Origin of the sequence: Agaribacterium haliotis (assembly GCF_002312815.1) — a bacterium.
GTDB lineage: Bacteria > Pseudomonadota > Gammaproteobacteria > Pseudomonadales > Cellvibrionaceae > Agaribacterium > Agaribacterium haliotis.
In genome coordinates this window covers 13,074-37,307 of sequence record NZ_NKQJ01000001.1, presented here as the reverse complement: position 1 = coordinate 37,307, position 24,234 = coordinate 13,074, and the positions used below count along the sequence as shown (strand labels likewise).

Genomic DNA, 24,234 nt, shown 5'->3' with positions numbered 1-24,234 from the left:
TCATGAGTGTATTAATTAATAAAGACACCAAGGTATTGTGCCAGGGTTTTACTGGATCCCAGGGCACGTTCCACTCCGAGCAGGCAATTGCGTACGGCACCAATATGGTCGGCGGTGTGACCCCGGGCAAAGGCGGTCAAACACACCTGGGTTTGCCGGTATTTAACACCATGACCGAAGCGGTCGCAGCGACTGGTGCGGATGCTTCTGTTATTTATGTGCCCGCTCCTTTTTGTAAGGATTCAATTCTTGAAGCTGCGCACAGTGGTGTGAAGTTGGTGGTATGTATTACCGAGGGCATCCCTACAATGGATATGCTCGAGGCGAAAGTAAAGTGTGATGAACTTGGTGTGCGCTTAATTGGCCCCAACTGTCCGGGTGTAATTACTCCGGGTGAGTGCAAAATCGGCATTATGCCGGGTCATATTCACCTGCCAGGTAAAGTCGGCATTGTAAGTCGTTCGGGCACCTTGACCTACGAAGCGGTCAAGCAAACAACAGATTTTGGTTTTGGTCAGTCTACCTGTGTTGGTATTGGCGGTGACCCGATTCCCGGTTCTAACTTTATCGACATCCTCGAGATGTTTGAAAAAGACGCGCAGACCGAAGCCATTGTTATGATTGGTGAAATTGGCGGTACCGCTGAAGAAGAAGCTGCAGCTTATATTAAAGAAAATGTCAGCAAGCCTGTTGTATCGTACATTGCCGGCGTGACTGCGCCTCCGGGTAAGCGTATGGGCCACGCGGGTGCGATTATTTCTGGTGGTAAGGGCACGGCTGACGATAAGTTTGCTGCGCTTGAAGCGGCCGGTGTGAAAACGGTTCGCAGTCTGGCGGATATTGGTAACGCTCTGAAAGAAGCGACTGGTTGGTAAATAAGTTTATTAATTTTGTCGCTAGCACAAAAAAGGCAGGCTTCGGTCTGCCTTTTTTATTGGTGTTCTGTTTGTTTCTTATTTGTCTTTAATACTTATTTGCCGGGACCATTTGGCTTTGCTGTGTTTACTCATCACTGCTTGCCGGCGTCACCACGGTCTCCATTTTACTGCAGCTCCAGCCCCAAGATTCTTGCTTGCCGACAAACTCCTGGGCTTTTTGTTCGCAATAACCTTCTTCGCTTTGCGCCTGCCATAAGATCTGGCTGCCTCCACTTTTTTCATAGCGTACTTCGCACGGCACTGTGTTGGCAGGGTCGTCGTAAATAACCTTAACTTCTCGGCTCTGATCGCCGTTTTCGCAGCGGTAGACAATGTCGGCTGTGGCAAGGCTTGAAAGCAGGCAGAGGCCTGTATAGAGGCCTGTGCAGAGCAGGGCGGGGGCGTATTTCATAACAAGCTCGATATTAATCAGTGGAACCTATCTGAGTATAACGGAATAAAAGCGTGGCTTGCGAGCCCTCCGCTTAATTGTGCTTTGCCTGCCCAAAGGCGGCCTGATTACGGAGCGGGGTATAGCCTATAAAAACACATAAGTTTTTTCTTGGCCCTGACTAAAAGCGAGTGCGGTGAGTAAAGGTTGTGTTAGTGGCTTTAAAGTAGCTATGCAGTGTTGCCTAAGTGTAATTGCAAGGCAAAAAAAAACCGCTGCATTGCTGCAACGGTTTTTAATTTGGCTCCGCCTGCTGGGCTCGAACCAGCGACCCAATGATTAACAGTCATTTGCTCTACCAACTGAGCTAAGGCGGAATATTTTGGGCTAGGCCCGAAAAGTGCGCGTATCTTAATGTGAGCAAAGCTCGCTGTCAACACTCAAAAAACACTTTTAACTTGTTGTTTTTTAACCAATTTTACTTTTTATTAAAGTGAAATTGGTAGGACCGAGCGGACTCGAACCGCTGACCCCTACCATGTCAAGGTAGTGCTCTAACCAGCTGAGCTACGGTCCTCCAACAAAGCTCTCTTAACGAGAGGGCGCGTATAGTAACACGCATTTTTTAAAGTGCAATCATTAATAATACTGATTTTTACAGTGCGCCAATTGCCGCAATACCGATGGCTGCCTGATACATAATTTGCGTTACGCTGGCCCAAACGGAAATCTTGTCGACGCGACGTGTATCGAGCGGAACAATAATTGTATCGCCGGGGCTAAGGCCGACTGAGCGCCCGCCAAACCAGCCATTTCCTTCAGGTAAAATCACCCGGCCATTGGCTTTAACAACATAAACACGCTTTTTGTCGGCATTGCGTTTAAAGCCGCCCGAGCGGTTCAGGTAGTCGTCAACATCGAGCCTGTCGTTGTAAAAATGCGAGGTTGGGAACTGCACTTCACCAAGCACGGTAACCGAAGGCTTAAAGCGCGGAATTTCGATAATGTCACCGCCGACCAACTGGAAATCGAGCTCGTCGGGGTAGGTTAAGATGCCGGGAAGATCAATCACCAAGCGCCCAAGCGGTTTGGTTGAGTTCAAGTTCTCCATAATTTGGTTGGCTTCTTCGCTGTCGATATCAGCGCTGGCCTTGGAGGCCTCAAGGCTGGCGGCCGCGAGATCGGCAGCAACTTGTTGCTTGAGCGATTCCAGGCGTTTGGCTTCGAGCTGGCGCAGCTCAAGCCGGGAAAAAACTGTGCCTTCGACATAGGCGTGCGGAGTTAGGCCACCGGCGCGGCGTATAACATCGTTGACAGTCTCGCCCGGCAGAATGGCGTACGTGCCGGGGTGGCGAAATTCGCCGACAAGCTCGACCGTTTCTTTGTCTTTCCACAGTGGGATTTGCTGAATGCGCAGAATATCACCGGCTTCGAGCACCGGATTGTCGGTCTCTAAGTCGGTCTCCAGGTGCACAACCATGCGCTCGTCTTGCTCGTTGAGCACGTAGCGTGTGATCTCGGCATCGCGATCGATGGCGCTTGCAGTAAAACCGCCGGCAAGCAAGGTCAGCTGGCGCGCGCTCATATTGACAGCGAGCGGGTATTCGCCGGGAAAGCGCACGCTGCCGTTAACAATGACCGTCAGCTCGCGCTGTTCTATATTGGCCTGTAGTTTTACCCGCTCTAACAGTTCGGCCAGTTGTTCGGTGCGGTCGTCAATAAAACCAAAAAAGTAGAGTTTGTCGCGGGCTTTTAGTTCTGGGTCCTGTGCGCTTCGTTTCTGGGCAAAAGCTTTGTTGGGTGAGAACGCGTGAACTTCAATCTCGCGTGAGCCTGGGATTTCGCGTTCAATCAAAGCGATATCGAGATCCGGCAGGGCCAGAAAGGCGTCTGAGTTTGGAATAATGTCGCTAAAGCGCAGGCCTTTTTGCCAGGCATAAGAGGTTTCGCGTTTCAGGTGGCCGCTGACTTCAACCACGTTGTTGAGCTCATTTAGGTTTTCGCCGACAAGTAGCAAGTCGCCGTCTTTGAGTTTAAAGCGCGAGGCCTGTTTAGCGCTTAAGTCGACTTTGCTTAAGGTGGTTTCACCGTCGTCGCTTTGGCGCTGGATTTTTGAGTCGGCGAGGTAAGCCTCGGCTCTTAAACCGCCGGCGAGCTTAAGCAGGTCGGCGGCGCTGCGTTCGCTGGCAAGTTCATAGATGGCCGGGCGCTTTACCGCGCCGTCGATACCGGCGCGTCGGCCCACAGGCGGAACAAAAATAACATCACCCGGCAATAGGCGGCTGTCTTTGCTGGTGTCTCCGCGAAGCAATAGGTCGTAGAGATCGAGCGTGGTGATGAGCTTGCCGCCGCGCTTAAGCTGAATATTGCGCAAAGAGCCGTATTCGCTGATGCCGCCGCTTGAAAATAGGGCGTTGGTCATTGTCGATAGAGAGCCGACTACATAGCTGCCCGGAATATTGACATCGCCGAGGATAAACACGCGGATGCTGCGAAGTGGCCCCATCGACACTGATGCATTAATACCTATCATTTGCTCGGCCACAACTTCTTCAATTTTTGCCGAGGCTTGAGCGAAGGTCAGCCCGGCAAACGGAACGGGGCCGATGCGAGGGAAGTCAATGGTACCATCGCGGGTAATCAGCAATTCGTGTTTGGAGCTTTCTTTGCCGTAGAGCTGCACAAATAGCGTGTCGCCGGGGCCGAGCACGTATTCGGCCGGTATCGGAATGTCTTCAGCCGGGCTAAAGGTATCGGCGCCATAGTCAAATAGTTTGTAGCCAAAAGGCTGAAGCTCCTCTTCGTGCTCTAAATAGTCGGTGCCTTCTTGCCCAGTAAGTCCCAGACCCATGGGATCATATGCGGGGTTCATGGTTTCAGCTTCCACGCCGGGCGCACCGGTTGGGTTGCTTGCACTGCGCGGGCCGCTGACCGGGGCGACCATGGGGCGCTGGCTGCCACCGCTTTTGACATTGCCGTCGATAAAACTGTTGACGTCGTCCATGTCGACGCCCATCGCAGCGGCGAGGGCTTTTTGCTCGGCCGGTGGCAGGTTTTTAAACTGCTGTATTTGAGCGGCGGTGGGGGTAAAAGCTTGGCTGAAAGAGCTAAAGGCTAATAGGGTGACAAAGCCGACAACGGCGCGGCACAAGGCAAAACGCATTCTGTGTTCCATGTAATCCAGTGGGGGAGTTAGCTTAGCCCGTGTTTTTGTTGTGATCTGGGGCCAGATTCATAAGCTTCAGCATCTTAAGGCCATTTCGTTTCCAGTCAATGACTTATGCCTCGAGCATTACACTTTGTGCGCGAAAGCTATATACTCGCGCGCTCTTCTTATATATAGCTTTTATAAATCACGTGGCCTTTCGTAGGGGCCACCACTGAATTGGATAATATTTATGCCAGTAATTACTCTTCCCGACGGTTCCCAGCGCAACTTTGATCAAGCCGTTAGTGTGCTAGAGGTCGCCGCCGCAATCGGCCCGGGCCTTGCCAAAAACACCCTCGGTGGCCGGGTTAACGGCCAGCGCGTCGATGCCTGTGACCTGATCGAGACCGACGCCGAGCTCACCATTTTTACGCCAAAAGATGAAGACGGCCTTGAGATTATTCGTCACAGCTGTGCACACCTTTTAGGGCACGCGCTGAAACAGTTGTGGCCCGATGCCAAAATGGCCATTGGCCCGACCATAGAAAACGGCTTTTATTACGACGTAGAGCTTGAGCACATGCTCAGCGAAGACGACATTGCCGCGCTTGAGAAACGTATGCTCGAGTTGGCCAAGAGCAACTACGAAGTCGTTAAGAAAAAAGCCACCTGGGAAGAGGCAGTCAGCTGTTTTGAGCAGCGCGCAGAGCCCTACAAACTCGAGATACTTGAGCAAGATATCGCCAAGAGCGACAAGCCCGGGCTCTATCACCACCAGGAATACGTCGACATGTGCCGCGGTCCGCACGTGCCGAATATGAAATTCTGTCACTACTTCAAACTGCTTCGTGTAAGCGGCGCGTACTGGCGCGGCAACAGCGACAATAAAATGTTGCAGCGTATTTACGGCACCGCCTTTGCCGATAAAAAAGCCCTGAAGCAGCACCTTAAGTTCCTCGAGGAAGCGGCAAAGCGTGACCACCGCAAAATCGGTAAAAAGCTCGATCTGTTTCATATACAAGAAGAAGCACCGGGCATGGTCTTTTGGCACCCCGAAGGCTGGAGCATATACACCACGGTTGAAGCTTATATGCGCCGTGTGCAGGAACTCAACGGCTATAAAGAGATCAAAACACCGCAGGTGGTCGACAAAACCCTGTGGGAGAAAAGCGGCCACTGGGACAAGTTCCGCGAGAACATGTTTACCGTTGAAAGTGAAGCGCGCGATTACGCGGTCAAACCGATGAACTGCCCCTGTCATGTGCAGGTCTTTAATCAGGGCTTAAAAAGCTACCGCGATTTGCCGCTGCGTTTGGCTGAGTTCGGCAGTTGCCACCGCAATGAGGCTTCGGGCACCTTGCAAGGCTTGATGCGTGTGCGCGGTTTTACTCAGGATGACGCCCATATCTTCTGTGAAGAAAGTGCGATCCAGCACGAGGTGAGCCAGTTCACTGATCTGTTGTTTGAGGTTTATAAGGACTTTGGCTTTGAGGATGTGCTGATTCGCTTGTCGACCCGTCCCGAGCAGCGCGTAGGCTCCGACGAGGTTTGGGATAAGGCCGAACAGGCCCTTGCCGATGCCCTTGAAAGCAAAGGCCTTGAATACAAGCTCTTGCCAGGTGAAGGTGCGTTTTACGGGCCAAAAATTGAGTTTTCTCTGCGCGACTGCCTCGGCAGGGTTTGGCAGTGCGGCACGATTCAGGTCGATTTTTCGATGCCCGGCCGCCTCGGTGCGCAGTATGTGGCCGAAGACGGTTCGCGCCAGGTGCCGGTGATGTTACACCGCGCGATACTCGGTTCGTTTGAGCGTTTTATTGGAATTTTGATTGAGCACTACGAAGGTGCTTTCCCCGCGTGGCTGGCACCGACGCAGGCGGTTTTGTTAAATATTACCGACGCCCAGGCCGAGTATGTGAAAAAAGTCGAACTTTCCTTGCAAAACAAGGGCTTCCGGGTCATTTCTGACTTGAGAAATGAGAAGATCGGCTTTAAAATCCGCGAGCACACTCTGCAGAAGATTCCTTACCTGCTTGTGGTAGGGGATAAAGAAGTGGAAACCGGCACTGTTACTGTACGCCAGCGCAATGGCGAGGATCTCGGATCGATGACCATCGCAGCCTTTGAGCAATTGCTTGAAAGTGCCGTCGCTAAGCGCGGCCGCATAGAGGCTGAAGCGAGCGAGGCTTAATCGGTTTCTTCTACGTAAAAGCCGCTATAAGCGGCTTTTTGTCGTAAACTGCAGGTATTATCCATTAAGGAGACTTATACAATTAATAATCGCAATGCCAAAGGCCAGTCCAAGAAGCCGGCCATTAATGATCAAATCAAAGCCAGCCAAGTTCGCTTAATCGGGGCGGACGGTTCGCAAAAAGGTATCGTAAGCTTGGACGAAGCGCTCAGTGAAGCGCGCTCCCAGAGCATGGATCTGGTAGCAATGGCCGCAGACGCCGACCCGGTTGTCTGTAAAATTATGGATTACGGCAAGCATCTGTTTGAAGCCAAGAAGGCCAAGGCTGCCGCTAAGAAAAAACAGAAGCAGCAGCAGATTAAAGAGATGAAGTTTCGCCCCGGTACTGAAGAGGGCGATTATCAAATTAAACTGCGCAATATCACCAAGTTTATTGAGAACGGTGATAAAGCAAAATGCAGCTTGCGCTATCGCGGTCGCGAGATGGCTCACCAGGAACTCGGTATGGAGATGCTCAAGCGCATTGAGACCGACCTGGAAGAGATAGCAACCGTTGAGCAATACCCGAAAATGGAAGGTCGCCAGCTGATTATGGTGTTGGCACCGAAGAAGAAAAAATAGTTTCTTTCTTGCACTTTGTTGGTGGCTACCCGGCCGCAAAAACTGCCTCGGCAGCTTAAACGGGTAGGGGTGATGAGAGTCACTCTCGTGGGTCGCCGGGCTTTTAGCTGCCTGAGGGGACTCAACTTTAATCATGATGAACTTCTGGAGTACAAATCATGGCTTCAAAAGCTAAAGTACACAGTGGCGCCGCCAAGCGCTTCAAAAAAACTGCGAAAGGTCTTAAGCGTAAAAGCGCTTACAAGAGCCACATCCTGACCAAAATGACTACTAAGCGTAAGCGCCAGCTGCGTGGTACTAGCCAAGTTAACGCGGCTGATGTACCAAACGTAAAGCGCATGCTGCGTGACGTGTAATCAAGTAATCATTTAGTTAATAGGAGAGTTCAATGGCTCGAGTAAAACGTGGTGTTGTCGCCCGTCGTCGACACAAAAAAGTTCTTAAGGCTGCTAAAGGTTACTACGGTGCACGTTCACGTGTATTTCGCGTAGCTAAGCAGGCAGTAATTAAAGCTGGTCAATACGCTTACCGTGACCGTCGTGTTAAAAAACGCAACTTCCGCGCTCTGTGGATCACGCGTATTAACGCTCAGTCTCGTAACGAAGGCTTAAGCTATAGCCGTCTTATTGCCGGTCTGAAAAAAGCCGACATCGCTTTGGATCGTCGTGTTCTTGCAGATCTGGCTATTCATGACAAAGCAGCATTTGCCGCGGTTGTGAGCAAGGCTAAAGAAGCACTCGCCGCTTAATTGCGCCTGTGTTTCAACCTTAAAAAAGGGAAGGGCCGTTGGCGCTTCCCTTTTTTATTGCCCGATAACAAAAGGGCAGGATTCGTTTGATATTGTTTTAACGCAGCCCCACTAACGGGAATATCTATGGAAAACTTACAGGCGCTGACCGAAGAGGCGCTCGCAAAAATTGAGCAAAGTAACGACCTTGCCGCGCTCGATCAGATTCGTGTTGAATACCTCGGTAAAAAAGGCTCGATTTCAGCGTTGTTAAAAACGCTGGGCAAACTGAGCCCCGAAGAGCGCCCCAAGGCCGGCGAACAAATTAATATCGCCAAAGGCACCGTTGCCCAAGCAATATCAGCAAAAAAAGAAGCGATGGAGCAGGCTTTAATCGCCGCCAAGCTCGCTTCTGAAACCATTGATGTCAGCCTCGACGGCCGTCGCGCTGAGCGCGGTGGCCTGCACCCGGTAACTCGAACCTTGCGCCGTATTGAAGCGATCTTTAGCGCCGCCGGTTACGGCGTCGCCGAAGGGCCGGAAATTGAAGACGACTTCCACAACTTTGAGGCGCTGAATATCCCGGCTCACCATCCGGCGCGTGCAATGCACGATACGTTTTATATCAGCCCGAGTGAGGTTTTGCGCACTCATACCTCGCCTGTGCAAATTCGCACGATGGAAACCCAGGAACCGCCGATTCGTGTTATTTGCCCCGGCCGCGTTTATCGCTGTGATTCCGACTTAACCCATACGCCGATGTTCCATCAGGTTGAAGGTTTAGCGATCGACAAAAAAATGAGTTTTGCCGATCTTAAAGGTACGGTTGATCAGTTTTTAAAGGCGTTTTTTGAGGCTGACGTGCCTGTGCGTTTTCGCCCGTCGTATTTCCCGTTTACCGAACCGTCAGCGGAAGTTGATATTCAGTGCACCCACTGCGGTGGCGAAGGTTGTCGTATCTGTAAAAACACCGGCTGGTTAGAGGTGATGGGTTGCGGCATGGTGCACCCAAATGTATTTAACAGCTGCGGCATCGATACCGAAAAATACAGCGGTTTTGCTTTTGGTATGGGCGTCGAACGCCTGGCGATGTTGCGTTATGGTGTTAACGACCTGCGCCTGTTTTTTGAAAATGACCTGGACTTCTTGCAGCAGTTTTAGCCTGCCGCTTTTTCTCGCAAGAAAGTATTTAACCTCCAGAAAAATTTAGACAGTGAAGCGATATGAAATTCAGTGAGTCCTGGTTAAGAGAGTGGGTTCAGCCTCAAGTAGAAACAGCCGAGTTGGTCGAGCAATTGACCATGGCTGGCCTCGAAGTCGATGCAGTAGAGAGTGTGGCCGGCGAATTTAGTGGCGTGGTTGTTGGTTTAATTAAAGAAGCCGAACAGCACCCGGATGCAGATAAGTTGCGTGTTTGCCAAGTTGAAGGCCCGAATGGCGAAAGCTTTCAGGTTGTCTGCGGTGCGCCAAATGCGCGCGTGGGTTTAAAAGCGCCTTTTGCGATGATTGGTGCTGTACTTCCCGGCAACTTTAAAATTAAAAAAGCCAAACTGCGCGGTGTGGAAAGCTTTGGCATGCTCTGCGGTCAAACCGAGCTTGAAGCCGGCGACGACGACAGCGGTTTGTGGGAATTGGCAGCCGATGCGCCGGTCGGCGAAGACCTACGCGCTTATCTAAGTCTGGACGACAAAATTATCGAAGTTGATTTGACGCCCAATCGCGCAGATTGTCTTGGCCTTAAAGGTATCGCGCGCGAAGTCGGCGTGCTCAATCGCTGCGATGTCAGTGCGCCGCAAATCGAAACAGTTGCGCCTGCTACTGACAGTAAAATAGCAGTCACTCTGAAGGCGCCTCAAGCGTGCCCTCGTTACCTCGGCCGCGTTGTTGAAGGTGTGGATCTAAGCAAGCCAAGCCCGCTTTGGCTGCAAGAAAAACTGCGCCGCAGTGATGTTAGGCCCATCGACGCAGTGGTAGATGTCACCAACTATGTCCTGCTTGAGCTCGGCCAGCCGATGCACGCCTTCGATTTAAATAAAATCAGCGGTGGCATTCAGGTTCGTATGGCGGAGCAGGGTGAAGCCTTGACGCTGCTCGATGAGCAAGAAATTAAACTGAACGACGATACCCTGGTTATTGCCGATGACAAACAGGCTCTGGCCGCTGCGGGCATTATGGGGGGCTTAAGTTCTTCAGTAACAGCTGGGACTCAGAATCTGTTGTTGGAAGCGGCGTATTTTGATCCGATCGCTATTGCCGGTCGCGCTCGCAACTACGGTCTGCACACCGATAGTTCCCACCGTTTTGAACGAGGCGTAGATTACAATCTTGCCGCGCAAGCGATGGAGCGAGCAACCGGGCTCATTATTGAAATCTGCGGCGGTCAGGCCGGCCCCGTTGTTGTCGCTGAAGATCAAGCTAACTTGCCAACACAAAGCACAGTCACTCTGCGCAAAAAGCGCATTGAAAGTGGCCTCGGTTTTGCTATCCCCGATGCCGACGTGATTGAGATCTTAAATCGTTTAGGTCTTGAGCAGCTCGATTGCGATGAGCAGGGCTGGACGTTTAAGGCACCTAGTTACCGTTTTGATATTGCTATTGAGGAAGATCTGCTTGAAGAGCTTGCGCGTATCTACGGTTACAACAAGCTGCCGACGACAACAAACTTTGTGCCTCAAAAGCTGCCGAGCAAGAGTGAAAGCCAAAAGAGTATTGATGAGCTCAGCGCTCAGCTGGTGGCTCGCGATTACCGCGAAGTGATTACATACAGCTTTATTGACCCGGCTTTGCAGCAGCGCTTTTTTGCCGATGACGCCGCGGTAAATTTACTCAATCCAATTAGTGCCGATTTGAGTGTGATGCGCACAAGCTTGATACCGGGCTTGGTGCAAACCTGTGCCAACAACTTGAAGCGCCAGCACAGCCGTATTCGCCTGTTTGAACGCGGCCTGCGTTTTGTACCCGGCGACCAGGGTTTGGCTCAGGTCGATGGCCTAGCCGGGCTTATTTGCGGTGAGCGCTACAACGCCAGTTGGCACGGCGGCAAAGAGCCGGTCGATTTTTATGATATTAAAGGCGACCTTGAAAGCCTGCTTGCTGTCAGTGAGCTTAGCTTTGGCTTTGAAGCCGAGCAGGGTTTAAAGCACATGCATCCGGGGCAGTGCGCATCGATTCTTAGCGGCGGTGAAAAAATTGGTTATGTTGGCGCTTTACACCCCGAGCTTGCCAAGGCCGTTGGCCTGAAAAAGGCAGCGTTTGTGTTTGAGCTCGACCTGAAGCCGGTATTGCAGTCTAAAGTACCAGCTTATCAAAATATCTCGCGCTACCCGGAAGTCGAGCGCGATTTGGCCTTCTTGGCACCGGTGCAGACGCCTGCTTCAACAATGCTGGCGGCTATTCAAACAGTCGCTGGTGAGAACTTGAAGCAGTTAAAGGTTTTTGACATCTATAGCGGCGAAGGTATTGATTCTGAAAGAAAAAGTATCGCTTTCAACTTGACCTTTCAGCATTCATCGCGCACCCTTAACGAGGATGAAGTAAATGCCGCTGTGGATGCGGTCATTTCCAAACTCGAAGGGGAATTTGATGCCACTCTCCGATAGTGATGCACCGGAATCGTTAACCAAAGCCGATTTGGCCGAGCGCCTGTACGAGGAGCTCGGCTTTAACAAGCGCGAAGCAAAAGAGCTTGTAGAGCTGTTTTTTAATGAAATTCGCGACTCGCTCGTTGATAACGAACAGGTCAAGTTGTCGGGTTTTGGCAACTTTGAACTTCGCGAGAAAAAAGAGCGGCCCGGGCGCAACCCAAAAACCGGTGAAGAGATACCCATTACCGCTCGCCGCGTGGTAACCTTTAGGCCAGGACAGAAACTTAAGGTAAGAGTGGAAGCTTATGCTGGAACCGAGCCATAACGCCGAGCTCCCCCAGATCCCTGGGAAGCGCTACTTCACCATTGGTGAAGTCAGCGAGCTCTGCTCGGTCAAGCCCCACGTGCTTCGTTATTGGGAGCAGGAATTCCCCCAGCTCAAACCGGTAAAACGCCGGGGCAATCGCCGTTATTACCAGCGCGAAGATGTGCTCACCATCCGCCAGATTCGCACCTTGCTTTACGACCAGGGTTACACTATAGGCGGCGCCCGCCAGCAAATGACCGCTGAAGAAGAGGGCGGTGAAGAGCAGGGTGTGCAACAAGTTGTACCCAAAATGATCAAGGAGCTCGAGTCTCTGCTCGAACTGCTGAAAAGCTAAAAACTCCCCCAATTGGCGCTTGCAATATCGTCTTCAAACGGTAATATGGCGCCCTCTCGAAAGAGAAGCATCGGAACGTAGCGCAGTCTGGTAGCGCACCACACTGGGGGTGTGGTGGTCGTGGGTTCGAATCCCGCCGTTCCGACCAAATACAAAAAAGGCTCGCCAAAGGCGGGCCTTTTTTGTATTTGGCTGCACAGCAGACTCGAACATTTAACCGGTTCGAAAAATCGGCAGGAAAGCCGATTTAGACGCCTGAAAGGCGCCCCGAAAGGGGTAAGCGCCAAGGAGGGCGCTTATCAATCCCGCCGTTCCGACCAATAACGACGCGGCCTGTAGGCCGATCAGCAAAAAGCGGTTGTTCCTCGTTGTTCCCGATTGTGGTGGCGATGGAGCAGCCGCTTTTTTGTATTTTGCGCTCCTTTTCTCACAGCTTGTTAGTCAGCCTCCTAAAGCCCAATATTCCTGCAGTTGACTCGGTGCAGTCCTTTAACGTGTCTATGTACGCTTCAAAGATACTTGTAAATACATTATTCATATCTTGGATTGGCTCGTTTACTGAGTGGTCAAATGCTTGTCCTCCTAGAATTGCAGTTTGGCGGAATGAATGGAGCACCTCTGGAGGTAGGTTGCGTTGAGAAAAGTTATTCGATAGACAGAAGCAACCTAATTCGGTTTTTCTAGAGTTGGGTGCTGTTGAAATCAATGCGGCTAGAGAGAGTTACGGGATATAGCGGGGTGACATGACTGGCGGGAGAATCTGTATGCCAAAGTATCGGTAAACGTTATTATCTTTTTGATAGTGCATCCTAGTGAATATTTTAGCTTGACTAAGGAGCTTGCCTATCTGGCTTTCGTCATTTTGTACTCTGTGAGGGCGCTCTCCCATATAGTTAGCTATCAGTGTTGATATCGGAGAAGCTCGAGGTGGCTTCTACCTACACGACTCGACTAAGGGTTTTAGTCACGGATGTATTGAGGTAGATACGAAGATATTTCCTTTACTCCACGATTACCGAAAGAAGACAAAGAAACAATATGCGTTACTTAAAGTTCAATATGTAAAAGGAAGATCGACGAATGGTGGTACCAAAATCTAGTATTCTTTGGTTCCTTTTTACCTCTGGATGTGCTTTCGGTGGTCAGGACTATGAGATTTTCGTAGACAATTACCTGGAGCAGTGTGTCAATTTTGATCTGCAGGCTGTTGAAATAAATGAAAGCGGCGTTTATGTCCCGGTAGTAGCAAAGACGATTAGATCGACAGCTGCATGTGGCTGTCGATCTATGGTTAATCAATACCGCGTTTCAATGGAACATGCGCACGGCAGTTCAGCGTTAATGCAAGGTTTGTTTATTATTCGCGAAAATTCAGCAATGAAGCTGCCCTTGACTATGAGTGAACGGCTCATTGGCGACGGGGCAACGATCACAGTCGTTTTTTCTTGTGGTTCTTCCGCCTAAGACAACATAAACGTAACGCTGAGTTTTTCAGAAAACGGTGGCAGCGCGCTTCTACCAGCATTAGGGCAACATAAAAACCAAAGCCGTTATATAAGCGCTAAACCAGCCCAGCCACTAACACTTAAACACCCGCGATACGCTATCCAAACGATGCGCAAGATCGGCGAGTTGGTCTGACGAGTGGCGGGTCTCGCGTGTGCTGGCGCTAACACTTTCCGATACGGCATTGATTTGATCAATGCGGTCGCGCATCGCGCTGGCGTCGTTTTTGGTGATTTGCGCCTGCTCGGATAAAAGCTCATTTTCATGGCTGAGTTCAATCACGGTTTTTTCAATTAAGTCGAGCGAGCTAACCGTGGTTTCGGCAAGTTCGACGGTGGCGCTGGCGCGTTCGCTGTTGTTGGCCATTTGCTCGACGGTATTGGCAATGGAGGAGACGATGGATTCGAGTATGGTGTTGATTTCGTGTGTGGATTCGTGGGTACGCGAGGCCAGTGTACGCACCTCATCGGCGACCACCGCAAAGCCCCGGCCGCTTTCTCCGGCGCGCGCAGCTTCAATCGCGGCATTGAGGGCGAGTAAATTGGTCTGTTCGGCGATATCGGCAATGGCCTTAACGACGGAGGAGACTTGATCGCCGGCGTTTTGTAGGGCAACAAGTTCTTCGCGCGACTTTTCAATATTGTTGGTCAGTTCAACAACACTGCTGGAGGTGTTGCGCACGTTTTCAGCGCCGGATTTCACTTGCGCGGCGCCGTTCTTGGCGGCCTCGGCGACGGTCATTGAGCGGGTCGCGCTTTCGTCAATATTGTGTTCGAGCGCGGTAATGGTCTCCAGGATCTGCTGCAGGTAGGTGGTCAGTTTTGAGACATCACTATCACTCGAGCCCGCCGAGTCGTTTAATACCGTAACGCTGCCTAACAGGGTGCTGGCAGCGGTTCGAATTTCCCGGGCACCATCGCTAAACGCGGCAATCAGTTCGTTAACACTTTTTGCTGCGAGCCCGACTTCATCGCCGGTATCTATGTTTATGTTTTTGCTTAGGTCTTTGTGCTCGGCCATGTCGTCCAGGGTTGCTGAAAGGCCCTGAACGGGCTTGGCGATTGACATGCGTGAATAAAAGTAAGCGCCGATGGTGATTGCGCCGACAAGCAATAAAAATAATGGCACCGAACTTTGCATGCCCGAAATTTGTTTGGCGATGTGCTCAGCTCGGTGTTTGGCGTCATCGGCAATGGCCAGGTTGAGCTTGTCTATCTGAGCCAACAGCGCGTTGGCGCCACTTTGCATATCGCTCAGCTGGCCGCGAGCTCTATCCCAATCGACAGTGCTTGCTGCCATCGTTGTCGCCAGGGCGTCGATGGCGCCGATAAATATGTTGGCATTGTTGCTCGTGCTGTTAGTCGTGTTGTTTGTATTGCTTCTGGTATTGCTGCTTAACTGGCGAAGTTCGCCCAGGGCTTGATTGAGCGCAGCGCGTTTGCTGCTAAAGCGGGCCTGAAAACTGTTTGAGTCGAGCGTGGTGCCGTAAAGTGCAAAAGCGTCTATTTGTAGTTCGTTGATTTGCTTGATTAGTTGCTCGCTTGCTTGCTGGGCCGGCAAGGTTGTCTGCATTAGCACCGAATTTTGGCTGTGCACCGAGCGCAGCTGGCCAAAGAGCCACAGTGCAAAAACCAGAAGCACAATAAAAATGACAACATAACCAAGCATGTTCTTTTTGCTAATGGAGTTCAAAAACATAGGCTGTTTGCCTTGTCGAGCGTGTTTTGTGGGCAGGTACACCTAAATATAGCCCCCGGCAATAAAACAGCAAAACATTGAAGAGCCTGCTTCTAACCACCGTTGCTCTTTCTTGCCTTTGCGGCAACAGAGGGTGTCAATCGCAGCAGTCTTTGCCCATATACTCAAATCAAATGGGGTAAAATAGCCCGCGAACAGTAAACGGAGCCCGGTGTGACAGACGATATCAACTACAAAAATAACCCTTTACACGGTTTAAGCTTGAAAAACATGCTCATTGAGCTTGTTGATCACTACGGCTACGACATTTTGCATGCGTACTTAAATCTGAATTGTTTTTCCAAAAACCCAGATATTGCATCGAGCGTGAAGTTTCTTAAAAAGACCGATTGGGCTAGAGAAAAGGTCGAGAGCTTCTATTTATACCAATATAAGAGTTTGCCGCGCTGCTCGGATGAGCAGTTTGCCTTGTCTCCTCGTGATCGCATTGTTCCCGATGGTCAACAGCCCGGTGAGCCCGCCGAACTCAGTTTGGAAGATGCCGAGCGCTTGAAGCAAAAGCGCGAGCGCAAAGCCGAGCAGCGCCGGGGCGGAGGTGCAAGCAGAGCTTATGATGGTGCTCACCGCGGCGGCGCTAAGCACAGCGCCGAAAGCAAAGGCGGTGATGAATCAAGTTCAAGCTCAGATCCGTGGGCGCGTGCCCGCGCCAAACACAAAAGCTGAGCTTATAGACTGCGAAGCAGTGTTAACGTTTTGTTGGCCTACTGATATTGCCGGGTGCAGATTTTACCATTGTGTGTGCAAGCTTTTAGAGTTTTATGTTGGCAAGGTCGGGGTAGTCGCGCTGCTCTTTGTCATTTCCATAGAGGCAGCCGCCGGGAAATTGCCAGCGCTCGTTATCGCAATATTTGCAGTTTCCGCTTACCCGGCTGAGCTGGCCGGTATTGTGATCCAATGACAGATAACCATCGCGATATTCAGCAGCCAACGCTTTCGCCATTGCGCTATATGGGTCAACATAAAATGCCTCGAGCACTTGGCGGGCCGCAACACTTAGTGCGTTTGCTTTAGTAACATCGATCGGAATAAAACCGTTCCAGCTGGTCTGCCCAATAAGTTTTTGTTGTTCGAGCGCTTTATAGTCGGCGGGGAAGTCGGCCTTAAATGCGTCCCAGCTTTTTGCAGATAATCGACTGTGACTGCGGTAGTTATCGTCGTAGGAAAAGTGGGGCACAACAATGACCCGCGCTTCGTAGGCAAAATTGCCTGTTTGAATGCGCAGCATACAGCGGCGCTCTGTGGTTTCTTTCATCAACTGAAAGGTGTCTTTTATCGAGCTCTCATCGTTGTGATCATTGAGGTAGGCAAAATCTAAATATTTGCCGAGGTTCTTGGCAAACATAGACAAGGTGCTGCCACCAACAATAAAAATAACTTTGGGCTGGCTCTGTAAGAGTTGTTTTGCCAGGTAGGCGCGTTCATCGACGCAGTGGCGGGTGATATTTTCAGTTGGAATATCGTAAGCGGAGCTCCAGCCCGGGCTGGCACAGTGAATAATGTCGTGCTGGCTGACATCTTCGCCAACGCTTAGGTTGGCGTTTTCCAGCTCGGAGCCAACCAGCTGTTTGAACTGTTCAAGTACCGGTATAAAGCGCTGATAATATTTGACGGTATTTTTATAGATGGTCACTTTTTCATCTTTTTGCGCGCGAATACGCGCGACGATTTTATCGCCTTTGTTAAATGAAAAGCGGCTTGAGCCTGCGCGTGAGCGGCCTACCATTACACAGGCTTTTTCTTCAAGTGACCAAGATGTTTCAAAAACTCGCACCTTATCTTCGTTTTCGTACTGATAGCGAATTTCCAGCCAGCGGTGATCTGAGCTTCGTTTGGCATCCAGTAGCCACCCGCGTTTATTGGCAATAAGTTCCTGCTCGGGGCTTGCATCGTCAATTGCCCACTTTTCCAGGTCTTTTTTATCTAGGCTTTCTTGATAAATGGTTTGATAGCGATAGTAATAAGCGTATTGTTCGGCTGAAGAAAAATGTGGGTAAGCCCATTCAGAACCGCTTTCAGATGCAAAGTAGCTGGTCATATTGGGGTTGATGCCAATAGTCATAATGGGCGCTTTACGGCAGCCGTGCATAACGGCGGGGTCGATCTGGGCTGGGTCGGTTGTTATGCCGTTGATCCAAGGCTCGCGGCGGCGCCCCTGGCTTTGTTTTTCTCTTTGTTTAATTGTTTCGGGGTAGGCTTCTTGCCACTGCCAGCTTAAGTGTGGGCCATAGGGTGGGATGTCTGCCCAGAACCAGCGGCAATCCCGGCAGTTTTTGATTTCATCAACCAGTGTGACTTCGATAAGGTCGCTGTTGCTCATCCGTTTTACCTCTAGCTATCACTACACTTGTTTGAGTTTAAAGTTAAAAAAACTGACTTTATTCCAGGAGGGCGCGGGGTTGTTTTTTTTCCAGTGTTTGGCGGCGAGCCGAATAAACACATCGTTATTTAAGTTCTGCACCAGAGCTGTGCCCGAACAAACCCACTCGGGATTGTCAGCATCTTTGTAGTAGGCGCTAAAAATGTGCTGATGCCTAACGAGGCGTAAACTGCCTGTTGCGCCGGCGGTGATGCTTGCGCCGACATCGCGGCTGTATTTGTTGTACATATTAACCGAGGAGGCGGCCCAAGGGTTGTTGTGTATGCCGCTATCACTGATTTCAAGCTCGCCTATTTTGCTTAGGTTAAAACCATTGTTCCAACCGATGCGGTGGCCATCGTTTTCGTCGCACTCACTCGAAGCGTAGGGCGGAGCGCCGTGTACATCGAAGGTTAAATTCACTCTGCGGCCGTTCAATTGGCTGTTGTCTATATGGAAATAACCGGGGTCGATAGCGATGGCCGCCATTTCAAAGGTGCTTCCCTGTTGGGGGTTGGCCACCGAGTAATTGACTTCAGCGTCAAAGTCGCCGTGGATGGGAATGCTTGTTACTGCAGCGGCGCCAGAGTACGAACCACCGTCTTTAATATGTATGTGTAAGCCGTCGTCTTGAAATATTTCTGTATCTCTGTTTGTGTGCGAATAACCTGCGCTCCACTGACTGCGATCAATATGCTTACCGCTAAAACTGTCGCTAAATATTTGTGCGCGAGGCCGCAGTGCTTCAACATCGCTTAAAACCGCAGAAGATACATAATTGAGCGTGCCAGTGTTGCCAGGTAAAGCATTTGCAAGTGCGGATAGTGTCTCGTTTAGATTGCGCCTGTATTTCGCGGACACAGTTGTAGGCGAGGTCAAAAATAATCTGGTTTTGTGTTTGGCCAGCTGTTTGTATAAAAGCTGCTGAGTTTGAAGTTCGCGGTGATTTGTAGTGGTACTAAATACTGAGCTTGAGCAATATATGGCGCAAGCGTGTTCGAGCGCATTTTGCTCAGAGAGCTCGTAAAGCTGGCTGTCGCTGAGATCTAAACCAAGTAAGGGCTTATTTTTTTCTTGCAGCAATATGTCAAAAGACTCATCTGGACAAAATACCACACAGCGTTGACTCAAGCCGTATTGCGCTAACAGAGAAAAAAGTTTTTGGTAGCTGGCGAGTTGTTGGCAACCGGGCAATAAACTAAACGCGAGCTGTGTCCGCCTGCTGAATGTTTGCAGTAGCTTGTTTAGTTGCATAAAGCGCAGGTGACGGCCTTTATTTTGTTGCCATGGTTGGCCGCTGCCGCCGGGGCTATTCCAAGTGGCCCCGGCATCGAAACTTTCTAGTTCGCGATTGCTGAGCTCGGTTGTGGCGGCGTTTTTGCCCCCGCCGGGGGCGGCTGTAATGGGCGCAGGCATATCGCCGCCAAGGCAATAAAATTCCCCATCGCTGCTAAGTGTGAGTGTGATAAATAAACCATCTGCGCCGCCACCGAGCGCCGCCCAGAGGCTCGCATCGGTGCCTGCCGGAGCGACACTGTTGTCACCACTGAGCCCCCAGATTTGCGTATGCTCAAGTTGCATCTTCATAGTTGCGCCTTTTGTTTTAGTTACGTCCTGTTTTAGTCGTGTTCTACTTTAGTCGCGCCCTGGCAGAGTCGCGCTCGGTATTGTCGAGCGACGCCGGTATGAAATTGAACAGTGATCAGGCGCTGGCGCGTTGCTGCGCGCGCTGATTTTCGTATTCGGGGTGCATGTCAAAAAACCAATCAATCACTACTTGAACGCGGCGGGGTAATTCCGGGCTTTTGCGTTTGACGATGTGGATGGCGTTCATAAGTGGCGCTGTCTCACCTTGATCGGCTTCAAACAGCAAAGCTTGGTCGAGGTACTCTTGCACACAGTGCCTTGGGAATACTGCAATGCCAAGGCCGCCAAGAACCATTTTTATTGCGCCATCAATTGAGTTGATATCACCTGCGTGATGTAAGGAACGGTGGCTGATCCTTTTTTCGCCAGGGAAAAAATGGTTCTTCCACAGGTTAAAATAGTGCCCCATGCCCGGGTAGTTAATAAATTTGGTTTCAATTAAAGCTTTGGCGTTGCTGGCTTTTACACTGTCTTTGCTGTTGCCTACAAGAATATATTCCTCTTCGCAAAATACTTCGTAGCTCAGTGCCGGGTGCGAGATTTCTTCGGTGACAAAACCAAAATCAAAGGTTCGGTCTTCGACTTTCTCCAAGACTTCATCCGAGGGTATGGCTTCAACGGTCAGCTCAAGCTCGGGGTGGCTGTGGCGTTTTTCGAGTAGCATTGGAAAGTGGGGGCTAAACAGGCACGAGGGCGGCAGGGCGTAGCGGACCATGCCGGAGAGCTTCGATGCATTGGCTTCAATCTGGAATTTAAACTCTTCAGACATCGCCTCGAGCTTTTTGATAAAAAATTGAAGCTCTAAGCCTGCGTCAGTGAGTTCATAAAGCAGGCCGCGCTTAACAAACAGCTCTTGCCCGACCTGCTCTTTTAGCCGTTGTAGGTGCTCTGAAATGGCGGTGTTGCTCATTGCCGCTTTATCGGCGGCTTCGTTATAGCTGCCATACTCGGCAACCGCCATAAAGGCCTTAAAGCATTTTGTATCTAGGGAGAAAAACTTTTTATTTGCAAAGTTCATGGCTGTGCAGCTTGTGATCTGATTTTTACTTTCCCTAAGTACGAATATCCCTTTAGCGCTGATCTTACGGTAAAAACGAGAGCCTGTTAACTGCAATTTTATTGCACTTATAGATAGGGGCTTTGCTGGCGCATGGCCTGTAGAGAATAAAAAAGCGAAAGCAAGCGTTTTTCTAACAGAGCCGTGCCGAGTGTGCTTAAGCTCGCTGATAACAGTGTTATTTAGGCAGTACTCTTAAGGTTTCGTCAGCAACAATACAAAAAGCATCGTTGTGGTTGAGCATTAAATCAGCAGGACTCCCTGTGTAGCGGGTCCAGCGTTCAAAACTCATTTGATCTTGTTCGGATTGCAATGAAACTTTAATGCCGTTGAGGTAGGGCTGCCTGAGGCTGCCGAAAGATACTTGCTCTTCCTGGCCTGGAGCGATTACGGTAATTCTACTTCCGTGAGGTGTCAGTAAATCGTGTTCGGCGCTTGCTATATAGAGGGTGAGCTCGACTTGCTCAGTGGTCATATTTCTGAAAGATTTAACTTGCTCCATAATCTTTGCTGCTGCCTTACATCGTTTTTGTTCAGTGTGTGCACAATATCAGTGCTTATTTTTAAGGCAAACGCAAAATCCGATATCGGCTCACGGAATTCCCGTTTGGGTTCTCAGCGGCTCAGTTTTACTATGGCGCTTAAGTTAACACTTTGGTTTTTTTTGACGAACGATGAAAACGTATCCTTACGGTGCAAGAGTATGGGTTGGCTACCGGCACGCTCAATTTAAGCAGCGTCGTTCGCGCTTTATAGAAAGCCTCGGGTCGATTTTTATTCCGGCGACGGTGCAGCAGATGAAACATCTTAATCTGTGTGCGTACTTTCCGTTGATTTTGGCTGACACAAACTTTCGTCTACCCGATGAAATAGCCTTGGTGGTTTATCCGTCTCCGGCAATATACGAGTCAGTTACGCGTGGCACGACAGCGGGGCGCGCCTATGGTGCACTGCACGGTAACTATTTTAATTTTGATAATGCTGACGGTTTGCCGGCGAGTTATTCGGGTTTTCCCGGGCCTTGGCAAGGCGAGCTTGAAATTGGCAAGCCCGTTGCACTTATCGATCACAGTGTCGATTGGTTATTAGGCGCTACCACTGTATTGCTCGGAGCTAGGCCGGAGGGTGTTGACCCGGCACTTTTTCTCGACAGTGCAAAACAACTGGCAATTCAGTTAGCTCAATCGCCGCCCGAAAATACGGATAACATATTGCTGGTGGTTGATGAAGATTTTTTAATTGTTTGGGAGCACACCCAGACTCAGCGCGGAGCAACTGCAGCGGTTGATTTATTTGAAAGCATAGTTGATCGGGATGCTGTGCGCAGTCGAGCACGGGTTTGCAGAGTGAAGCCTGTGTTTTCATTAAATGATCCGGGCATTGACCCGTTCGAAGGGGAGCTTTTTGATATAAGAGAAGAGACGGTATGATTGTGTGATGACAATGACTCGGATCAAGGTATACACTCCGTTGAATATCTGACAAGGCAGATTTTACTCGCGAACGGACATGAGGTTACCTGGATAAGTAAAGCATGGATTCTCACAATGGATTATTGCCCCAAGCTCACCAATTGTTACAAAAAGGTGATGTCTTGGAAGGTGCACTGGTCAGTTCTACGCCTTTAATTTACATGGGGGGCGAGCGCTTTTCGCTAGATGGAACTGAGTTTGTTTCGTTAGCGCAAGCGATGCAGCACCTACTCTCTCTTAAAACTCTTCCAACGATACACAGTAGTTATCGCTTTTGGCGTACTTGGTCTTCGGCGTTTCGAAAAAAAGTTGCGCTGATTGAGCTGGCTGAGGCGCACGTTAACAGCACTGAACGCAACGGCACTGAGTGTGCAGCGGCCAAACCTTACGCGCCTTTATGTATTCAGGCCGATGGGCTCGGCAAGATTTTACTGGCCCCTTGCCCCGGTAGCCGGGTGATAGATAAAGGTGGTTACGCTGTCGTTCGCGATTTTGATGATGACTTGGCGGTTATGAAAGGCTGGGGGGCGAGCTACTTATTAAGTGTGCTTGAACCGACGGAATATACTTATTTAGGTCTTGCGGCGAAGCCAAACTTTACCGCTGCACTGGGATATTGCGACCACCTGGTGCTGCCGGTAAAGCAGCAGCAAAAATTGGCCCAAGGCCTAAATACTTTGTGGGAGCGAGTGTCCCGGCGCTTGCTCGTTAGTTTGGTGCAGGGGCAAGACATTGTTATTCACTGCTCTAATACCATGGGGCGGGCCGCTTATATTGCTGCAAAGCTGTTAGTGCGCCACGGCGTGCCCGCGGCCGATGCGATCAACATGGTCTATGCCGCTCATCCTTTTGGTATTGAGTCGTTTGAACAAGAGGCCGACATATTGGCCGATAGTTTAGGTTTGAATTTGCCCAGTCCTTACTAGCTTACTGCTGAGGCTAGGAGGCTGGCCGTAAACAGTAGTAATAGAAAATGAATACTAGGAGGAGACTGTGATGATCTGTTGGGAAATGCAAGCTGACAAAACGGTGCGGCATTCACAGGGCTACACCATTACCTTAAATCGCGGAACCTGGAGCGAACCCTACGACATTTCTGTCGACTTCCCTCGAGAGCTTGAGGGCAAGCACTTTGCAAAGTTGGTTCGCGAAGGTATGGCTTTTGCCGGGCAGCGTGCTTTTGACGGCGCGGTCTTGCGTTAACGTCCTTATTATTTCAGCTGAGTGAGCACAGTGATGTCACGACGTGCATATGCGCCCGTATGCATAGTGTTGCAATCGCGTACGCCATTTGCTGGTTTTGGGTATTAGTTTGGTATGAGTGTTGGCTTAGTAACTTAGGCTGATGCTGGCGCGAATTTTATAGCTAAAAGTAGAGCGCTATTCGATTGCTGGCACTTATCTGAACCGTCTGCTTATCAGTATTGCTTTGAATAGGCTCGCTTATTAGTATGTTTGGTTCTAAAGTATGGTTGTGGCGTCGTTTTCATCTATAAATGTACGCCAGGTTGAAAAATATTCGAACTGCTACACTTTTCAACTGTGGTTATTCGGTAAAACATACCGTAGAATCCACCTCGAACAAGGCTAGGGACGGCTTCTAACCCCGTCATAAATTTGCTTTGTGCGAAACAACTTAATGTTTGGCTCGTCCTTTAAGGGCAAGCGTCTAATGTGCAATCTAAGGACCTAGGAGAGAAATAGATGCAAATTTATGTTCTTCACGACGGAATCAAAGGCAACGTTACTGCTGACGGTTTCAAAGACCACTATAAAGCAGAGAGCTTCAACTTCGGTGTAAGCCGTGCCCTGAGCATGACTACCGGTAGCACTGCCAACCGCGAATCTGACAACCCAACGCTGAGCGAAGTTACTCTGACCAAGCTGGCCGACAACTCTGCTACTGAGCTCTTTAAAGACTCTGTTGGCGGTGGTAAAGGCGCTCAAGGTAAAGACGTTGTTATCAAGTTTGTTCAGACCGGTTCCAAAGGCGATGAAGTTTTCATGGAATACACCCTGAAAAACTCTATGGTAAGCAGCTACAACGTAAGTGCTCACGGCACTGAGCCTGCTATCGAGACTTTCACCCTGAACTACACTGAAATCATGATCAGCTTCAGCGATTACGATTCAGGTAACGCTCAGGCGTCTCCGCAGCGCGTTGGCTACAACGTAGAAAAAACCACTGTACTGTAATAGT

At 50.2% G+C, this 24,234-nt stretch carries 22 protein-coding genes and 3 tRNA genes; 16 read left to right on the top strand and 9 right to left on the bottom strand.

Translation table 11 applies throughout. The features are described 5' to 3' along the window. The first annotated feature begins 2 nt into the window (after positions 1–2). Positions 3–875 carry a succinate--CoA ligase subunit alpha gene (sucD, locus tag CFK45_RS00205; protein WP_096084395.1) on the top strand — a complete coding sequence of 291 codons (873 nt, stop codon included), beginning with the start codon at positions 3–5 and terminating at the stop codon, positions 873–875. A 127-nt stretch (positions 876–1,002) separates the two neighbouring features. Here the strand turns inward: sucD and CFK45_RS00200 are convergent, their stop codons facing one another. The 4 genes from CFK45_RS00200 to CFK45_RS00180 all read right to left on the bottom strand — a co-directional run bounded on the left by CFK45_RS00200 (position 1,003) and on the right by CFK45_RS00180 (position 4,471). Continuing rightward, positions 1,003–1,329 (bottom strand): hypothetical protein, encoded by a 327-nt coding sequence (locus CFK45_RS00200; protein WP_096084394.1) that lies wholly within the window; start codon positions 1,327–1,329, stop codon positions 1,003–1,005. A 280-nt stretch (positions 1,330–1,609) separates the two neighbouring features. Beyond that, positions 1,610–1,685, bottom strand: a tRNA-Asn gene (locus CFK45_RS00190). A 123-nt stretch (positions 1,686–1,808) separates the two neighbouring features. Next, positions 1,809–1,885, bottom strand: a tRNA-Val gene (locus CFK45_RS00185). A 78-nt stretch (positions 1,886–1,963) separates the two neighbouring features. Further along, positions 1,964–4,471, bottom strand: coding sequence for an SLBB domain-containing protein (locus CFK45_RS00180; protein WP_239923482.1), 2,508 nt, complete (start codon positions 4,469–4,471; stop codon positions 1,964–1,966). Positions 4,472–4,706: 235 nt separating this feature from the next. Here CFK45_RS00180 and thrS point away from each other — a divergent pair, with 235 nt between their 5' ends. From thrS to CFK45_RS00125, 10 genes are all read left to right on the top strand, one after another. Next, complete coding sequence (thrS, locus tag CFK45_RS00175) at positions 4,707–6,644, top strand: threonine--tRNA ligase (protein ID WP_096084391.1); 1,938 nt, start codon at positions 4,707–4,709, stop codon at positions 6,642–6,644. 48 nt (positions 6,645–6,692) lie between these two features. Then, positions 6,693–7,265, top strand: coding sequence for a translation initiation factor IF-3 (gene infC, locus CFK45_RS00170; RefSeq protein ID WP_479686145.1), 573 nt, complete (start codon positions 6,693–6,695; stop codon positions 7,263–7,265). Between the two features lie 158 nt (positions 7,266–7,423). After that, positions 7,424–7,621, top strand: a complete 198-nt coding sequence (gene rpmI, locus CFK45_RS00165) for a 50S ribosomal protein L35 (RefSeq protein ID WP_096084389.1) — start codon at positions 7,424–7,426, stop codon at positions 7,619–7,621. A gap of 32 nt (positions 7,622–7,653) precedes the next feature. Further along, complete coding sequence (rplT, locus tag CFK45_RS00160; protein WP_096084388.1) at positions 7,654–8,013, top strand: 50S ribosomal protein L20; 360 nt, start codon at positions 7,654–7,656, stop codon at positions 8,011–8,013. 126 nt (positions 8,014–8,139) lie between these two features. Then, positions 8,140–9,153 (top strand): phenylalanine--tRNA ligase subunit alpha, encoded by a 1,014-nt coding sequence (pheS, locus tag CFK45_RS00155; RefSeq protein WP_096084387.1) that lies wholly within the window; start codon positions 8,140–8,142, stop codon positions 9,151–9,153. A gap of 62 nt (positions 9,154–9,215) precedes the next feature. Then, complete coding sequence (pheT, locus tag CFK45_RS00150; protein ID WP_096084386.1) at positions 9,216–11,591, top strand: phenylalanine--tRNA ligase subunit beta; 2,376 nt, start codon at positions 9,216–9,218, stop codon at positions 11,589–11,591. Then, complete coding sequence (ihfA, locus tag CFK45_RS00145; protein WP_096084385.1) at positions 11,575–11,901, top strand: integration host factor subunit alpha; 327 nt, start codon at positions 11,575–11,577, stop codon at positions 11,899–11,901. Before pheT ends, ihfA begins: the two co-directional genes overlap by 17 nt. Next, positions 11,882–12,238, top strand: coding sequence for a MerR family transcriptional regulator (locus CFK45_RS00140; protein WP_096084384.1), 357 nt, complete (start codon positions 11,882–11,884; stop codon positions 12,236–12,238). Before ihfA ends, CFK45_RS00140 begins: the two co-directional genes overlap by 20 nt. 71 nt (positions 12,239–12,309) lie before the next feature. Next, positions 12,310–12,386 (top strand) — tRNA-Pro (locus tag CFK45_RS00135). Between the two features lie 932 nt (positions 12,387–13,318). Beyond that, on the top strand, positions 13,319–13,702 hold the full coding sequence (locus CFK45_RS00125; RefSeq protein WP_096084383.1) for a DUF2195 family protein: 384 nt from the start codon (positions 13,319–13,321) through the stop codon (positions 13,700–13,702). 114 nt (positions 13,703–13,816) lie between these two features. On the opposite strand, the gene CFK45_RS00120 is transcribed toward CFK45_RS00125, so the two are convergent. Then, positions 13,817–15,442, bottom strand: a complete 1,626-nt coding sequence (locus CFK45_RS00120) for a methyl-accepting chemotaxis protein (protein WP_096084382.1) — start codon at positions 15,440–15,442, stop codon at positions 13,817–13,819. Positions 15,443–15,655: 213 nt separating this feature from the next. On the opposite strand from CFK45_RS00120, the gene CFK45_RS00115 reads away from it, so the two are divergent. Continuing rightward, entirely contained in the window at positions 15,656–16,165 is a 510-nt protein-coding gene (locus tag CFK45_RS00115) for a VF530 family protein (protein ID WP_096084381.1), read from the top strand. 85 nt (positions 16,166–16,250) lie between these two features. Here the strand turns inward: CFK45_RS00115 and CFK45_RS00110 are convergent, their stop codons facing one another. The 4 genes from CFK45_RS00110 to CFK45_RS00095 form a co-directional block, all read right to left on the bottom strand. Beyond that, positions 16,251–17,819: a hypothetical protein gene (locus CFK45_RS00110; protein ID WP_096084380.1), complete on the bottom strand. Its 1,569-nt coding sequence runs from the start codon at positions 17,817–17,819 to the stop codon at positions 16,251–16,253. 21 nt (positions 17,820–17,840) lie between these two features. Beyond that, on the bottom strand, positions 17,841–19,445 hold the full coding sequence (locus tag CFK45_RS00105; protein WP_096084379.1) for a hypothetical protein: 1,605 nt from the start codon (positions 19,443–19,445) through the stop codon (positions 17,841–17,843). Between the two features lie 115 nt (positions 19,446–19,560). Then, complete coding sequence (locus CFK45_RS00100) at positions 19,561–20,523, bottom strand: LysR family transcriptional regulator (protein WP_096084378.1); 963 nt, start codon at positions 20,521–20,523, stop codon at positions 19,561–19,563. Between the two features lie 217 nt (positions 20,524–20,740). After that, positions 20,741–21,064 carry a hypothetical protein gene (locus tag CFK45_RS00095; RefSeq protein ID WP_096084377.1) on the bottom strand — a complete coding sequence of 108 codons (324 nt, stop codon included), beginning with the start codon at positions 21,062–21,064 and terminating at the stop codon, positions 20,741–20,743. Between the two features lie 172 nt (positions 21,065–21,236). On the opposite strand from CFK45_RS00095, the gene CFK45_RS00090 reads away from it, so the two are divergent. The 4 genes from CFK45_RS00090 (at position 21,237) to CFK45_RS00075 (ending at position 24,230) form a co-directional block, all read left to right on the top strand. Further along, positions 21,237–21,992, top strand: a complete 756-nt coding sequence (locus tag CFK45_RS00090; RefSeq protein ID WP_096084376.1) for a hypothetical protein — start codon at positions 21,237–21,239, stop codon at positions 21,990–21,992. Positions 21,993–22,096: 104 nt separating this feature from the next. Continuing rightward, positions 22,097–22,960, top strand: a complete 864-nt coding sequence (locus tag CFK45_RS00085) for a protein-tyrosine phosphatase family protein (RefSeq protein WP_096084375.1) — start codon at positions 22,097–22,099, stop codon at positions 22,958–22,960. Between the two features lie 67 nt (positions 22,961–23,027). Continuing rightward, entirely contained in the window at positions 23,028–23,237 is a 210-nt protein-coding gene (locus tag CFK45_RS00080) for a hypothetical protein (RefSeq protein WP_143247434.1), read from the top strand. Positions 23,238–23,738: 501 nt separating this feature from the next. Then, positions 23,739–24,230 (top strand): Hcp family type VI secretion system effector, encoded by a 492-nt coding sequence (locus CFK45_RS00075; RefSeq protein WP_096084373.1) that lies wholly within the window; start codon positions 23,739–23,741, stop codon positions 24,228–24,230. Positions 24,231–24,234: the final 4 nt, after the last annotated feature.

Excerpts from the sequence above, each read along its gene's own strand:
- sucD (WP_096084395.1), top strand. The coding sequence starts at position 3 with ATGAGTGTATTAATTAATAAAGACACCAAGGTATTGTGCCAGGGTTTT.
- CFK45_RS00200 (WP_096084394.1), bottom strand. The coding sequence starts at position 1,329 with ATGAAATACGCCCCCGCCCTGCTCTGCACAGGCCTCTATACAGGCCTC.
- CFK45_RS00180 (WP_239923482.1), bottom strand. The coding sequence starts at position 4,471 with ATGCGTTTTGCCTTGTGCCGCGCCGTTGTCGGCTTTGTCACCCTATTA.
- thrS (WP_096084391.1), top strand. The coding sequence starts at position 4,707 with ATGCCAGTAATTACTCTTCCCGACGGTTCCCAGCGCAACTTTGATCAA.
- rpmI (WP_096084389.1), top strand. The coding sequence starts at position 7,424 with ATGGCTTCAAAAGCTAAAGTACACAGTGGCGCCGCCAAGCGCTTCAAA.
- rplT (WP_096084388.1), top strand. The coding sequence starts at position 7,654 with ATGGCTCGAGTAAAACGTGGTGTTGTCGCCCGTCGTCGACACAAAAAA.
- pheS (WP_096084387.1), top strand. The coding sequence starts at position 8,140 with ATGGAAAACTTACAGGCGCTGACCGAAGAGGCGCTCGCAAAAATTGAG.
- pheT (WP_096084386.1), top strand. The coding sequence starts at position 9,216 with ATGAAATTCAGTGAGTCCTGGTTAAGAGAGTGGGTTCAGCCTCAAGTA.
- ihfA (WP_096084385.1), top strand. The coding sequence starts at position 11,575 with ATGCCACTCTCCGATAGTGATGCACCGGAATCGTTAACCAAAGCCGAT.
- CFK45_RS00140 (WP_096084384.1), top strand. The coding sequence starts at position 11,882 with ATGCTGGAACCGAGCCATAACGCCGAGCTCCCCCAGATCCCTGGGAAG.
- CFK45_RS00125 (WP_096084383.1), top strand. The coding sequence starts at position 13,319 with ATGGTGGTACCAAAATCTAGTATTCTTTGGTTCCTTTTTACCTCTGGA.
- CFK45_RS00120 (WP_096084382.1), bottom strand. The coding sequence starts at position 15,442 with ATGTTTTTGAACTCCATTAGCAAAAAGAACATGCTTGGTTATGTTGTC.
- CFK45_RS00110 (WP_096084380.1), bottom strand. The coding sequence starts at position 17,819 with ATGAGCAACAGCGACCTTATCGAAGTCACACTGGTTGATGAAATCAAA.
- CFK45_RS00105 (WP_096084379.1), bottom strand. The coding sequence starts at position 19,445 with ATGAAGATGCAACTTGAGCATACGCAAATCTGGGGGCTCAGTGGTGAC.
- CFK45_RS00100 (WP_096084378.1), bottom strand. The coding sequence starts at position 20,523 with ATGAACTTTGCAAATAAAAAGTTTTTCTCCCTAGATACAAAATGCTTT.
- CFK45_RS00095 (WP_096084377.1), bottom strand. The coding sequence starts at position 21,064 with ATGGAGCAAGTTAAATCTTTCAGAAATATGACCACTGAGCAAGTCGAG.
- CFK45_RS00090 (WP_096084376.1), top strand. The coding sequence starts at position 21,237 with ATGAAAACGTATCCTTACGGTGCAAGAGTATGGGTTGGCTACCGGCAC.
- CFK45_RS00085 (WP_096084375.1), top strand. The coding sequence starts at position 22,097 with ATGGATTCTCACAATGGATTATTGCCCCAAGCTCACCAATTGTTACAA.
- CFK45_RS00075 (WP_096084373.1), top strand. The coding sequence starts at position 23,739 with ATGCAAATTTATGTTCTTCACGACGGAATCAAAGGCAACGTTACTGCT.